The organism is Streptomyces sp. NPDC127098, from assembly GCF_042722465.1.
GTDB lineage: Bacteria > Actinomycetota > Actinomycetes > Streptomycetales > Streptomycetaceae > Streptomyces > Streptomyces millisiae.
In genome coordinates this window covers 71,856-85,068 of the sequence record NZ_JBHXFJ010000003.1, presented here as the reverse complement: position 1 = coordinate 85,068, position 13,213 = coordinate 71,856, and the positions used below count along the sequence as shown (strand labels likewise).

Genomic DNA, 13,213 nt, shown 5'->3' with positions numbered 1-13,213 from the left:
CGGGCGGGCGCCGGATCACCACTGCGCCTCGATGACATCGGCCGCGGCGACGGCGCCGCCGACTCCGCGCATGCACTGCCGCATCGCGTGGACCTCCCGTCGAATCCCCTCGTCGCGGTGGACCTCCTCCACGGCCGCGCGCAGAATGCCCGGCGTGAGATCCGTCTCCCTGAGGCGTCGCCCGAGGCCGAGCGCCTCGACTCTGCTGGCGATGACCTCCTGCTCGGGGCGCTGCGGTAGGGCGACGATCGGCACACCGCTGAGCAGCGCCTCCATCGTGGAGTTCATCCCCGTGTGGGAGAGGAAAACGTCGGCGTGCCGCAGGACGGCTGGCTGCGGGAAGAAGGGGCGCACCTCGACCGTGGGAGGGAGCGGCCCGAGGGTACCGGTGTCCACGTGGTCACCGACCGCCATAACCGTGTGCCAGGCCCCGTCCCGGAACGCCTCGGCACAGAGCCTGAACAGGTCAGGGCGGTGGGAGGCCGTCCCCAGCGAGACGAAGAGGACGAGGCTCGACGGGTCGGGCGGGCTCCACCCACCGGCGCGCGACCTGGTTCCCAGGTCCGGGCCGACGAAGTGGTAGCTGTCGTCGAAGGTCTCACCGGCGAGCTGGAAGCGGCGCGGCAGGAAGACGATGTTCAGCTGGGCGGGGGGACCGGCCATCATCACCGTCGACATGCTGACCCGGTGCTCGCGGGCCATCCGCCGCAACGTCCGCCACACCGGCTGGAGGGTGGACTGGTCGGGCGACGCCATGCTGGGGAGCAGGCTCTCCATCGTGTGCCTGTTGCTGGCGAAGCTCGGCAGCAGGCCGACGCCGAGCAGCCCGAGCCGCTCGGCGATCATCCTGCCGCTGGGCGTCATCATGTCGTAGCAGACGGCGTCGGGACGTTCGGCCCGCGCGTGGTCGAGAAGGGAAGGGAACCCCGCCTCGATCAGCTCGGCGAAGAGAGCCAGCCGGTGCGCGAACCGCTCCGGTCCCGATGTGCGCGAGGCGGGCTGCGGGGGCATCTCGAAATCGATGGGCAGCAGGTCCGCGCCGGCGGAGACGACGGCGCGGGACATCTTCGGATGGACGCCGTAGGTGACGCGGTGCCCGCGCCTGACCAGCTCCTCCACCAGCGGAAGCGTGGGGTTGACGTGGCCGGGGGTCGGCAAGGAGGTGAACAGGATGTTCCTGGTCATCCCGTTCCCCCCTCGGTGGCGCGGAGGGACGGAGCCGCCGTCTTGGCGCTGCAGCGATGGAACACACGAACGAACTCGGCGCCTTCCTCGATGACGACTGGCCTCACCCCGTGGAGAATCCCCGCACCCGGGGCGTTGTTGACGAAGACGACCGCATCCGGCCCGAGGGCGCCGAGGTCCACGCCGAACTCGCGCATCATCGGCTCGTGTAACTCCTGGCGCAGCACGGGCTTGCTGCCCGGCGTGGGCTCCACCGACCACTCGAAGAGGTCGTCGAAACGCAGATGGTGGCGGCGCATGAAACCGCGGACGTCGGCCAGGAGCACCTCCCCGCCGGCGAAGCCGGCCACCGGCCCGTAGAGGTGGGAGAAGAGCATCGCATCGCGGTCCATGTGGAGCCGTTTGAAGCTCCAGGCGCTCCCGTACTGCTCCAACGGGATGCTCCCGTCCTCTGTCACCCCTGTCTTGATCCGGGAGGCGGCGGTTGCGTCCACTTCGTCGCACTCGGTGCGGAACACCTCCCAGACCGCCCGGAACAGCACCTCGTGGAAGCGGCGAGTCTGCGGAAGGTCGAAGGCCGCCTCAAGTCCCGTCACCAGCGCGGCCCCGGCGCCCGTGCGACCCGGGTCCCGGAGCAGACGGTCGACGACATCGCGCACGAGCGTCGCGGGCACCTCTGTCGCCTGCGGTGCCAGCACGTGGTCGGCCAAGGCCACCGTCATGCCAGCCAGCGCCGTTCCCGCGCCCTCCGGCGCTGGCACCTCAGCCATCCGGTCCAGGGCCGACCGGCGCCTGACCATCATGTCCGCCGCCCCACCGACCCTCGCGCCCCCGGTCATCGGAGTCCTTCCTTCCCGGCTCGTTCCGGTGTCGCGTCGTCGCCCAGCAGTAGGGCCTTGAGCCTCCGGGCCACCTCCGCGGCGGGCAGCAGACCGTCAACGTTCCGCAGCAGGCCCCGCTGGGAGAAGTAGGACTGCACCTCGCCGACCACCACTCGGTACTCGCGCAGCCGACGTGTGTGGCGCAGCGCCTCGTCATCCCGGCGCGTGGTCGTTGGCCCACCGCACAACGCGCAGGTACTGCCGCCGCCGTCCTCCGTCGCGGCACCGCAGGAGGTGCAGATCCGACGGCCCGAAACGCGATGCCGTGAGACGTCGTCGGGTATCGACAGGACGATCAGGGCGCCGATCCGGTGGCCAGCCCCCTCCACGGCGCGCCGGAAGTCCTGGCACTGCGCGGTATCGCGCGGATAGCCCTCGACGGCGACCACACGCGTCCGGGCGGGGACACGGTCCAGGAAATGGTGGAACTCCCGCAGGACCAGCGAGTTCGGCAGCATCTCGTTGCGTGCCAGCGGGCCGTGCACGAGCGCGCCCAACGCGTCGCCCTCACGAGCCAGCCGCAGGCCGTAGTCGCGCACGCCGAAGCGTGTGAGCCGCGGGTGCTCAGAGGCCAGCCGGGTCAAGGCCGTTGTCTTGCCCGCGCCGGGAGGGCCCAGCACCGGGAAGACCGACAGGCCGGTCATCCCCTCGCCTCCAGGTCCGGGCGCGTCACGCCGTGCCGGGCGAGAAGGGACCAGCCCCGGTCGGTGGTGGCGTGGTCCACCCGCACCCTGCCTTCCGCCTCGTGCAACTCCAGGGCGCGCAGAGTGGCGTACAGCCTGCGGTCCGGAGAGGCCATGAGCACCTCGGAGAGGTGGTAGAGCTGGTTGGTGTCCGCGGCCAAGCGAGCCGCCTCGGGGAAGCTCTCCGCGAGGAGGTGGGCCAACTCCAACGGCCCGTTGTCGACGAGGTAGACGGTCAGCGGGTCGGCGTAGAGCATCGTCACTGCCTCGTCCCAGTCCCGGACGGTCCGTACGTTGGGGGACCGGTTGACGTCGCTCCCCTCCAGGATCCGGATGTTCCCGTCGTCCTCGATCAGGCAGGCGAGTCCGTCCAGGTGGCGCACCTGAGGGCCGTTGTAGACCCGGGCCGGAACGTGTTTGCCCGCGTCGTTGAGGAACCGCTTGCCGAAGATGTCCGCTCGGGACTCCCGCGGCACGCTGACCGGGAGGCGGGACATCTTCCGCTGGGTCATACGACCATCGACGATGAGGTTCTTGTAGTAGATGAGGATCTCCCGGCCGTCCGGCAGGAGGATCTTCTGCTGGTAGTCGTGGAGGTCAGTGAGGCGTCCTCGAAGGCGTTCGCTGAGCCGCGCCATGGTGGTGTCGCCGTCGAGGAGGACGGAACGGATGTAGCAACCGACGTCCCGGTAGTCGTCCTCGCCGAGAAGCGTGATGACCTGGGCCGCCGCCTCCACACCGATCCGCTGGGCGTGGAACCAGTCCAGACTTATCCGGATGGTGAAGTCGGCGGCGTGCCGGTCGGTCGAGCGGGTCCGCCAGGCCCGCACCAAGCGATTGACGTGCGCCCGGGCGCTGGCCCCGTCGGTGGCGAAGTGCGCGGCGGTGATGAGTTCGATCTCCCTCAGGTCGGGCGAGTCGATCTCGTGCACGAACAGCTCGCAGAACTCAGGTTCCACCATGGGTTCGCCGCCTCCGGACAGCACGGCCTTCCACAGCCCCATGCTGTTCATCACACGCATGACGGGCTCGGGGTCACGAGCCACGCTGTAGCGAGTGATCTGGCCGAGCGAGACGGGGGAGGCGTAGTTGCAGTGGCCGCATCCCACCGGGCATTCCGACGACGGCCAGACATAGCAGGTGGCCGCGCGGGTCGGACCGTGCCAGGCGTAGGGAGGCAGCACGTCGATGATCTCGCTCCGACATCTGTCGAGTGCGTGCAGCTCCGGCGACAATCCTGGCTCAGAATTCCGTTTGAATATCGACTCGGGCATTCACTCGCTCCCAGTAAGACAGGTTGCTTCACGGCGGGATCGGTCGGTGTGCGCGGTCATGACGCTGCTTCAACGAGCTCCTGAATGACGTTTCTTATACCGTGTTCAAAGCGTGTGGCAGGTAACGGACCGACGAGTTCTCGTAGCTTTCTCCGGTCCGCCCGTCCCCGGCTGTCGGCGTACCGGTCTTTCATGGGCGGCGGGATTTCACCCTGTATCCAGAGTCGGACACCGAGTACGTGCGCCACGGTTCTCACGATGTGTCCGAGGGTGCGGGAAACGCCTGAGCCGACGTTCACCACGGAGCATCTCTCGCGCACGGCGCATCGCGACAACGCGGTCATGGCCAGCACGGCGTCGGAGACATAACTGAAGTCGCGGGCGATGTCGACGTCCCTCAGCCGGACGGTGCGGGCGCGCAGGGCCTGGGCGACGATGCGCGGAACGATGGCCCCGGTGCTCTGCCGCGGGCCGTAGACGTTGAAGAGGCGGAGGATCACGACCGCCGGCCCTGTGGTGTGGGCGAAGCTCTCGCACAGCTTCTCGGCGGCGATCTTACTCGCCGCGTACGGCGAGCGAGCGGCCAGCGGGTGCCGCTCGTCCACCGGATCGTAGCGAGTTGGTCCGTAGACCTCGGAGCTGGAGATATAGACCAGCCGCGCGGGCCGCGCCGTCCGGCACGCGCGCAGCACCGTGAGGGTTCCGGCGACATTCGTCCGCAGATACGCGTCCGGCCTCGCGTGGCTGTGAGGCACCGAGCTCAGCGCCGCCAGGTGGAAGATGGTCTCGCACTCACGAAGCAGCACGGCAAGAGAATCAGGTTCCTCGATACTCCACTGATCGATGGTGAGCCTGCCGCCGGGGGCCGAGAGAAATCCGTCGAGTCGTGTGCGCCCTACAACAGAACCACTCCTCACCAGGGCCCGAACGTTCGCCCCACGGTGCAGCAGGTGTTCCACCAGGTGGCTGCCGATGAATCCGCCAGCACCGGTAATCGCTACTGTCCTCCCCGACATATCCTGGCCGCAGGATAATTCTGAACGCATCCCGGATCTAGACATCGCGCCAATTTTTCCACCTCCCACCACGGCTGTCCATTGGAGCTTCGGCCATGGCGATCACGCCTATCCGCCCCGGGACTCACGCCTCGACATCCACAACGGGTTGCGAGAACTGCGCCCGATACAGGCGTGTGTAGATCCCGTCAGACGCCAGCAATTCACTGTGTGTCCCGCGCTCGACGATCGCTCCGGCCTCCATGACGAGAATGAGGTCCGCGTCCCGCACCGTGGCGAGCCGGTGGGCGATGACAAAGCAGGTCCGACCACGGCTCAACCGCGTCATGGCCTGTCGAACGAGCAGCTCGGTGTGGGCGTCGACGGAGCTGGTCGCCTCGTCGAGCACGAGAATGACCGGATCGGCGAGAAACGCCCGTGCGATGGTGATGAGTTGCCGCTCACCGGAACTGACACCCTGGCCGTCGTCACCGAGCACGGTGTCGTAACCGTCCGGAAGGGTGCGGATGAAGTGGTCGGCGTGCGCGGCGCGGCCGGCCGCCTCGATCTGGGCGCGCGTGGCCCCCTCGATGCCGTAGGCGATGTTCTCGGAGATCGTGCCGGCGAAGAGCCACGTGTCCTGCAGAACCATGCCGATGTGGGAGCGTACGTCGCGACGCGGCATACCACCGATGTCGACGCCGTCCAGCGAGATCCGGCCGCCCGCGGGATCGTAGAAGCGCATGAGCAGGTTCACCAGGGTCGTCTTACCGGCACCCGTGGGTCCCACGATGGCCACCGCCTGTCCCGGTTCGACGGTGAGCGACAGCTCCGTCATCAGCGGGGTCTCGGCTTCGTACCGGAACGAGACGGACTCGAAGGAGACGTGTCCCCGCGGTTGGACCGCCAGGGCAGGCGCCCGCCCCTCGTCGGCCTCCTCCTCCGCGTCAAGCACCTGGAAGACCCGAGCCGCGGACGCGACACCCGTCTGGATCACCCCGGACAGGCTCGCGGCGTTCGTCAGCGGTCCGCTGAACTGGCGCGAGTATTGGACGAATGCCTGGACATCGCCGATGGACAGGGAGCCGCTGGCGACCCGGAGGCCACCCACGACAGCCACCATGACGTACCCGAGGTTGCCGACGAAGGCGATCGCCGGCTGGATGAGCCCGCTCGTGAACAGCGCGCGGGTTCCCGCCGCGGTCTGCGCCTCGTTGTGCCCGCGGAATGCCTCCAGGGCCTGCCGTTGGCGGCCGAACACCCGAACCAGCATGTGTCCGCTGTACATCTCCTCCACGTGCGCGGTGAGGCGGCCGGTGGCCGCCGACCGTTCGGCGAACTGTGTCTGCGCGCGAGCCCCGATGAACGTCGTCAGCGCCACCGACAGCGGCACTGTGGTCAGGGCGACGACAGCCAGCAACGGCGATATCCACAGCATCATGGAGAGAACGCCGGCCACGAGCAGCAGGGAATTGGTGATCTGGCTGATGGTCCGCTGGAGCGTCTGCGCGATCGTGTCGACGTCGTTGGTGACGCGGCTGAGAATCTCGCCCCGTGGCTGACGATCGAAGTAGCCGACGGGAAGGTGCCACAGCTTCCGCTCGACCCTCGCCCGCAACTCGAGCATGGCGCGCTGGACGACGAGCGTCATGACACGCCCCTGAACGATCCAGCAGAGTCCCGATACGGCATACACCGCGAGGGCCAGTAACAGAATGCCGCCGATCGCCCCGAAGTCGATGCCGTGGCCCGGCTCGAAGGCCACCGAGCTGAGAAGGTCGGCCTGCCCGTCCTCTCCCGCGGCCCGCAGTCTGTCGATGGCCTCCTGCTTGCTTTCCTCCCCCGTCGTCCGCTCGCCGACCACCCCCGAGAAGACCAGATCCGTGGCCCGTCCGAGGAGCAACGGGCCCGCGATGTTCAGAATGATGCTGGTCAGGCCCAGGCCCCCGACGGCAAGCAGCAGGGCACGCTGCGGGCGCATTAACCCCAGCAGCCGTTTCGCGGACGGGGCAAAGGTGGACCGATCACTCATGACGGGCCCTCCTCGGCTGGTTGTGCGAGCACGATGTCCCGGTAGATGACATTGCTGTGAAACAGTTCCTCGTGGGTACCGTCGCCGACGACCCGCCCCTGGTCGAGGACCACGATTCGGTTGGCGCTCTTGATCGTGCTCACCCGCTGGGCGACGAAGACCACGGTCGCGCTCGACGTCTCGTGGGCCAGTTCGGTACGCAGCGCCGCCTCGGTGAGGTAGTCCAGCGAGGAGAAGGCGTCGTCGAAGAGATAGATGTCCGGTCGGACGAGCAGGGCCCGGGCCATGGCCAGGCGCTGCCGCTGGCCACCTGAGACATTGGTCCCGCCCTGAGCGATGCGGGCGCCCAGGGACTCTTCCATCGCGCCCACGAATTCCTGGGCCTGTGCGGTCGCCAGCGCCCGCCACAACTCCCCGTCGGAGGCATCCGGCCTGCCGAGCCGCAGATTGGACGCCACCGTCCCGGAGAAGAGATACGGCCGCTGCGGCACGTAGCCCACGCGGCGGGTGAGCAACGTCGGGTCCAGGGAGCGGATGTCCTCTCCCCCCATGAGAATCTGTCCCTCAGTGGCATCGACGATGCGGAGCATCAACTGGAGGAGGGTCGATTTGCCGCTGCCCGTCGGGCCCACGAGTGCGACGCTCTCCCCCGGCCGTATCGAAAGGGTGACGTCCCTCACTACGGGAGCCTCGGCTCCCGGGTAGCTGAAGCCGACGCCGCGGAGTTCCACGTGACCGGGACGGCGCATGCGTCGGACGGGGCGGGCCGGAGGCGTGACAGCCGACTCGACGCGCAGCACCTCTGAGATGCGCCTCGCACAGACCTGGGCCCGGGGAAGCATCATGAGGACCGATGCCAAGGTCATGAGGGAGGCGAGGACGAGCGCCATGTAGGTGAGGAAGGCGACCATGTCTCCCACCTCCATGTGGCCCGCGTCGATACGGTTCGCGCCGAGCCACACCATCGGCACGGTGAAGAGGTTGACCACCGTGGCTCCCAGCGGAAGCAGCAGGGTGCCCAGCCTTCCGTTGGTGACCGAGACGTCCGCCAGCGCACGGCTGGCTCGCTCGAACCGCTGGGTCTCGTGCTCTTCTCGGACGAACGCGCGGACGACCCGAGTACCGGCGATCTGCTCGCGCAGCACGCGATTCACCGTGTCGGTGTTCTCCTGCAACTGCAGGGCCACCGGACGGGTCCTGCGGAGGACCAGGCCCATGAGGAGAACGAGCCCCGGGATGATGACGAGAAGAACGGAGGACAGGGCGACATCCTGACGCAGGGCGACGACGATGCCGACGAGGCAGATGAGAGGAGCCTCCACCAGCAGGATCAGGCCGCTCAGCAGGAATGCTTCCACCTGCTGGACATCGTTGGTGGTCCGGGAGATCAACGAGGACGTGCCGAAGCGAGTGAACTCGCTGCCGGAGAACGTCTGCACGTGCCTGAACACGGAGGCGCGTATGTCGCGGCTCACGGCCGTGGCGACACGCGAGGCCAGGCGGACCGCACCCACCGTGCACACCGCCTGGAGAACGGTCAGTGCGAGCATGATCCCACCCAGCGACAGGATGCGGTCGAGCTCCCCCCTGACGACGCCCTCATCGATGATGTCGGCGTTCAACGCCGGTAAGTACAGCAGGGCGGCGGTCTGAGCCAGCTGAAGAAGCAGAAGTAACGCGAGGCGCGATGTGAGCGGAGAAAGCGCCGGGCGCAGGAGTTGCAACAACATGGATGGGCTCTCTGTATGTTGTTGAGACGTCAGTCGAGCAACGAAAGCCGAAAGTGTGGACTATTTGAATCCGCATTCGGCCGGCGCGAGGCACTGCGGTCCCTGGCTCCTCGAATGAGACGGGCGGCCATACCGACGCAGTTCTCGCGCATTGCCGCCACGATCGTTTCGTCATCGCCCCAGGGATCGATGCCCAGACAGGTGATGGGGAGCAGTGGAGGCACACCGGCGCTCATGATATGCGGGTGGACTTTGCGCACGTCGGACTCTGCTGAGTTAAACAGCTCTTCGACCAGCTTTTCCCCCGGGCGCAGGCCGATGTATTGCACTCCGGGATAGATGCCCGCTCGTTCCATCAGCTTTCTAGCGGCGTCCAGGATGGGCACTTGTTCTCCCATGTCCATCACCAGGACATCCCCTGGCTCGCCGATGGCCAGCGACTGGATGACCAACTCGGCGGCCTCTCGCACGGTCATCAGGTAACGGGTCACGTCGGCGTGTGTCACGGTGACCGGCTGGCGCGCCGCGATCTGGTGCGCGAATACGGGGAGGAACGACCCTTCGCAGCCCAGCACGTTTCCGAAGCGGACACTGACGAAGGGCCGTCCGGCATGGTCGGCGGCCGCCGCGGTCAGCCCTTCAGCCATGCGCTTCGAGTAGCCGAGAACGCTGATCGGTTCGGCCGCCTTGTCCGTTGAGACGTTCGCGAGTCGTTCGACACCGGCGATCTGGGCTGCCTCCAGCACGTGCTGGGTGCCCAGGACGTTCGTCTTCAACGCCTCTCCGGGGAACCGCTCAAGAATCGGAACCCACTTGAGGGCGGCGGCGTGGAAGACGATGTCAGGTCTGCGGTCGCGGAAGAGCCGTATGAGCCCCCTGGAATCACGGATGTCCGCAAGCAGTATTTCCACCGCCTCTCGCCCCATCGAAGCGCCGACGGCGACACGCGTCGCGTCGAGGGCCGTCTCGTTCCGGTCGAGCATCATGAGCTGCACCGGTCCGCAACGGCTGATCTGCCTGCAGAGTTCGGCTCCGATGAAGCCGCCGGCGCCCGTCACGAGAACCCTCTTGCCCCTCAGGTAGTTCATGCTCTCGTCGAGGGGGGAATGGATCTCAGAACGGCCCAGAAAAACCTCGGGATGATGGCGCCATAACTTGTCGACCGATGAAGCGGAGGTCGAGGACGGGGCGTGATTGTTGATCATGTCGTACCTTCCTCATAGGTCCTCGCTCATCACTCTGAATTCATGAACTTCCACTGGGTGGCGATCACTGCTGCTTCGACGCGCGTACCGACTCCCAGCTTGAGGAGAATACGCGCCATATGCTCTCGAGCGGTTCTCTCGGAGATTCCCAGCTCAGACCCGATCTCACGATTGGACATTCCGGTCACAACGAGGTCGAGAACTTCCTTCTCACGCTGACTGAGAGCTTTCCTCTCGACCGTCAGCGCGCGTAAGTCGTGATACTCGTTTCCGCCATCTCGAGAAAGCATTTGAGTCAGTCCTTACCTTCTGCTATCCTCACCTGCCACACATGACACCAACCGCCCACTTGGTGTAATACTAACTGTCTGGACAGCAGACCGTCCAGACCGCCGACGTCGCCGAGTACCGTTCTAAACCTCCCCACCCCCTACTCCTCAAGCACAACAAATGTGCAGAACGTGCCAAATTTCGGGCGGGGTCCAGTTGCGCTATGAGTAACCCCGGTCCAGCGATGGTAGGTAGGAGTCATGCCCGATAGCCTCGTTGACGGAACTTTTGTCGAAGTCGGCTCCGGATTGCGGCTGTGGACACAGCGCATGGGGAAGCGGGAGGGCGCTCCGTTACTGCTCGTTATGGGAGCCAATTCATCCGGAATGGCGTGGCCCGGAAAATTTCTGGCCCACCTGGCGGGTAACCACTCTGTCATTCGGTACGACCACCGGGACACGGGTCGGTCCTCCCGAGTGTTCGACAAGATGCCCTACTCCATGAGCGATCTGGCGGCCGACGCCGTGGCTGTCCTGGACGCTCTCGGGATACCTGCGGCACATGTCGTGGGCATGTCCATGGGCGGCCTTCTCTCCCAGCTCCTCCTTCTCGACTATCCCGAAAGGCTGCTCAGCGCCACACTCTTCTGTGCGCCCGCCCTGCCGATGGGAGACGGAGCGGACGACCCCGCGCTGCCGGGGCCCGACCCTCGATTGGTCGAGTTGTGGCGGCGACAGGCCGAGGCGCGGGACCAGGCCACGGAACTCGATCTGCGGGTGGAGCACTGGCGCCTGTTGAACGGTTCCGTGCATCCCATTGACGAGGAGCGGTACCGACGCCTAGAGGCGAGGCTGCCCAGCCAGATCGGCGGCCATGGAGGGGGCGGGGTGCACAACCGAATCGCCCAACACGATGTCCGCCGTGGCGCCGAGCTGTCGCGGGTCACCACGCCGACGCTGGTGATCGAGGCGCCCGAGGACCCGCTGATCCCCCCGGCGCACGCGCGATGGCTGGCAGCCACGATCCCGACGGCACGGCTCGTTTCCGTGCCGGGCATGGGGCACGTCCTCCATCCCGCGGTTCTGACGCCGCTGGCACGCGCGATCGTGGCTCACGTCGAGGGCAGCTGACCCGCCGCGCCCCGTGCCCGTCCCACCTCGTCGGCAAGGGCGGGCTCGGTCCCGGCCGTCTGGCGGACGCTCTCGATGGCGGCCCAGAGCCCGTAAGCGTCGATCCGCGTGATGGCGTTGAGATGCTCGTCGGATATGGTGACCTGGAACTGGTCCTCCAAGTCCAGCAGGAGTCCCACGGCCGCGAGCGAGTCCAGGCCGTAGTTGACCAGTACGAGGTCCCTCTTCAGGTCCTGCTCCGGAGTGAGGAGCGGAAGGTAGGAACGCAGCGTCGCCTCAAAGGGCGGGGGCCAGGGGGAAGCGGGCATCGTTCACCTTCCTAGGGGTCGGAGCAACTGCCTGCGATCTGTCTTTCCGGATGCCGTCCGAGGCAGAGACGCCACCAACTCCACCCGCTGCGGCACCATGTACCTGGGCAGGGAATTCACCAGGTGCTGGTGGATTCGCTGGACCGTGGTGCCGTCCCGTCGGTCCGCGACGACGTGCGCCACCAGCTTGGGTGTGGTCGTTCCCGCGCCGTCCAAGACCACCACGGCGTCCCTCACGTCGGCGCTGGCCCGCAGCACCGCCTCGATCTCCCCCAGTTCGACGCGGAATCCCCGGTACTGCACCTGGTCATCCAGGCGACCGTGGTAGACGAGGCCACGTCCATCCGGTGACCAGGCCGCCAGGTCGCCCGTGCGGAAGCAGTGCTCCGGCACCCCCAGCGCGTCGGGCAGCGTGACGAAGCGGCTGGTGTTGAGGTCGTGCCTGTTGAGGTAACCGTCGCTGACGCCGGCACCGGACAGGACGATCTCCCCGCACTCGCCCTCCGGTACGGGACGCAGGTTCTGGTCGAGCAACCGGACCCGCAGGTGCTCCATCGGCTCGCCGATGAGCGTCCCCTCGCCCTGCCGCGCCAAGTCCTCCCTGGCGACGCGGCGGTAGGTGGCGTGGACCGTCGCCTCGGTGATCCCGTACATGTTCACCACGGTCGGCCGGCGGTCGGCGGGCAGCCTCGCGAGCCACCGGGAGACCGGGGCCGCGTCAAACGTCTCGCCCGCGAACACGACGTGGCGCAGGCGCAGGCCGTCGTGCTGCCCCTCGCCGGAACCCAGAAGGTGGCGAAAGGCGGTAGGGACCATGTTGAGGACGGTGACACCCTCGCGCACGAGGAACCGGGCGAAGCGTTCGGGATGCAGGCGCAGCCCTTCGGGCACGCACACGAGGCGCCCACCGTGGAGGAGCGCCCCCCACATCTCCCAGACCGAGACGTCGAAGCCGTGGGAATGGAACAGCGACCAGGTGTCCTCGGGCCCGAACGTGAAGTGGCGCGAGGCGCCGCGGAACAGGCCCATCACGTTCCGGTGTCGAATCAACACCCCCTTCGGCGTTCCCGTGGAACCGGAGGTGTGGATCACGTACGCCGGTGAGTCGGCGTGCGTGGCGGGACGCCGGGAGGGCTCCCGGTACGCGCCGTAGTTCGGCATGGCGATCGTCTCCACGGCACCGGCATCGATTCCGGGGCCGCCGGACCCGGTGAGGACGGCCCGGGGCCGGCAGTCGGAGACGATGAAGGAGAGACGCCCGGACGGGTAGTCGGGGTCGAGCGGGACGTATCCGCTTCCCGTCTTGAGCACCCCGATGATGGCGGCGACGTACTCCGCCCCACCCCGCATGCGGATGCCGACGAGGTCGCCATCCGCCACACCGGCACTCACCAGTTCGGCGCAGACGGCAGTGGACCAGCCGTCGAGTTCTCGATAGCTGAGCGAGCGTTCTTCATCCGCGACGGCCGGCGCGAGAGGGGTGCGGCGCACCTGGTTCTCGAAAAGCGTCACCAACGACT

At 67.2% G+C, this 13,213-nt stretch carries 12 protein-coding genes; 1 reads left to right on the top strand and 11 read right to left on the bottom strand.

The features are described from left to right. Window positions 1-15 precede the first annotated feature (15 nt). The 9 genes from ACFWI8_RS03220 to ACFWI8_RS03180 form a co-directional block, all read right to left on the bottom strand. Window positions 16-1,185, bottom strand: a complete 1,170-nt coding sequence (locus tag ACFWI8_RS03220; RefSeq protein ID WP_387084961.1) for a macrolide family glycosyltransferase — start codon at window positions 1,183-1,185, stop codon at window positions 16-18. Next, entirely contained in the window at window positions 1,182-2,024 is an 843-nt protein-coding gene (locus tag ACFWI8_RS03215; protein WP_387084959.1) for a hypothetical protein, read from the bottom strand. The genes ACFWI8_RS03220 and ACFWI8_RS03215 overlap by 4 nt, the downstream gene beginning before the upstream one ends. Further along, a complete protein-coding gene (locus ACFWI8_RS03210) occupies window positions 2,021-2,710 on the bottom strand; it encodes an adenylate kinase family protein (RefSeq protein WP_387084957.1) in 690 nt (229 codons plus the stop codon). The genes ACFWI8_RS03215 and ACFWI8_RS03210 overlap by 4 nt, the downstream gene beginning before the upstream one ends. Next, the gene (locus ACFWI8_RS03205; protein WP_387084955.1) at window positions 2,707-4,023 is read right to left on the bottom strand and encodes a hypothetical protein; all 1,317 of its coding nucleotides are present in this window, start codon (window positions 4,021-4,023) and stop codon (window positions 2,707-2,709) included. The genes ACFWI8_RS03210 and ACFWI8_RS03205 overlap by 4 nt, the downstream gene beginning before the upstream one ends. Before the next feature lie 56 nt (window positions 4,024-4,079). Next, window positions 4,080-5,039 carry a GDP-mannose 4,6-dehydratase gene (locus ACFWI8_RS03200; protein ID WP_387085320.1) on the bottom strand — a complete coding sequence of 320 codons (960 nt, stop codon included), beginning with the start codon at window positions 5,037-5,039 and terminating at the stop codon, window positions 4,080-4,082. A gap of 124 nt (window positions 5,040-5,163) precedes the next feature. Beyond that, window positions 5,164-7,050: an ABC transporter ATP-binding protein gene (locus ACFWI8_RS03195; protein WP_387084953.1), complete on the bottom strand. Its 1,887-nt coding sequence runs from the start codon at window positions 7,048-7,050 to the stop codon at window positions 5,164-5,166. Further along, window positions 7,047-8,780 (bottom strand): ABC transporter ATP-binding protein, encoded by a 1,734-nt coding sequence (locus ACFWI8_RS03190; RefSeq protein ID WP_387084951.1) that lies wholly within the window; start codon window positions 8,778-8,780, stop codon window positions 7,047-7,049. Before ACFWI8_RS03190 ends, ACFWI8_RS03195 begins: the two co-directional genes overlap by 4 nt. A 29-nt stretch (window positions 8,781-8,809) precedes the next feature. Then, a complete protein-coding gene (locus ACFWI8_RS03185; RefSeq protein WP_387084949.1) occupies window positions 8,810-9,985 on the bottom strand; it encodes a polysaccharide biosynthesis protein in 1,176 nt (391 codons plus the stop codon). A gap of 29 nt (window positions 9,986-10,014) precedes the next feature. Then, window positions 10,015-10,275, bottom strand: a complete 261-nt coding sequence (locus ACFWI8_RS03180; RefSeq protein ID WP_387084947.1) for a response regulator transcription factor — start codon at window positions 10,273-10,275, stop codon at window positions 10,015-10,017. A 240-nt stretch (window positions 10,276-10,515) separates the two neighbouring features. On the opposite strand from ACFWI8_RS03180, the gene ACFWI8_RS03175 reads away from it, so the two are divergent. Further along, the gene (locus tag ACFWI8_RS03175) at window positions 10,516-11,385 is read left to right on the top strand and encodes an alpha/beta fold hydrolase (protein ID WP_387084945.1); all 870 of its coding nucleotides are present in this window, start codon (window positions 10,516-10,518) and stop codon (window positions 11,383-11,385) included. On the opposite strand, the gene ACFWI8_RS03170 is transcribed toward ACFWI8_RS03175, so the two are convergent. Both ACFWI8_RS03170 and ACFWI8_RS03165 read right to left on the bottom strand, forming a co-directional pair. Further along, window positions 11,367-11,693: an acyl carrier protein gene (locus ACFWI8_RS03170; RefSeq protein ID WP_387084943.1), complete on the bottom strand. Its 327-nt coding sequence runs from the start codon at window positions 11,691-11,693 to the stop codon at window positions 11,367-11,369. The genes ACFWI8_RS03175 and ACFWI8_RS03170 overlap by 19 nt on opposite strands. A gap of 3 nt (window positions 11,694-11,696) precedes the next feature. Next, a complete protein-coding gene (locus ACFWI8_RS03165; protein ID WP_387084941.1) occupies window positions 11,697-13,205 on the bottom strand; it encodes an amino acid adenylation domain-containing protein in 1,509 nt (502 codons plus the stop codon). Between the last annotated feature and the right edge of the window lie 8 nt (window positions 13,206-13,213).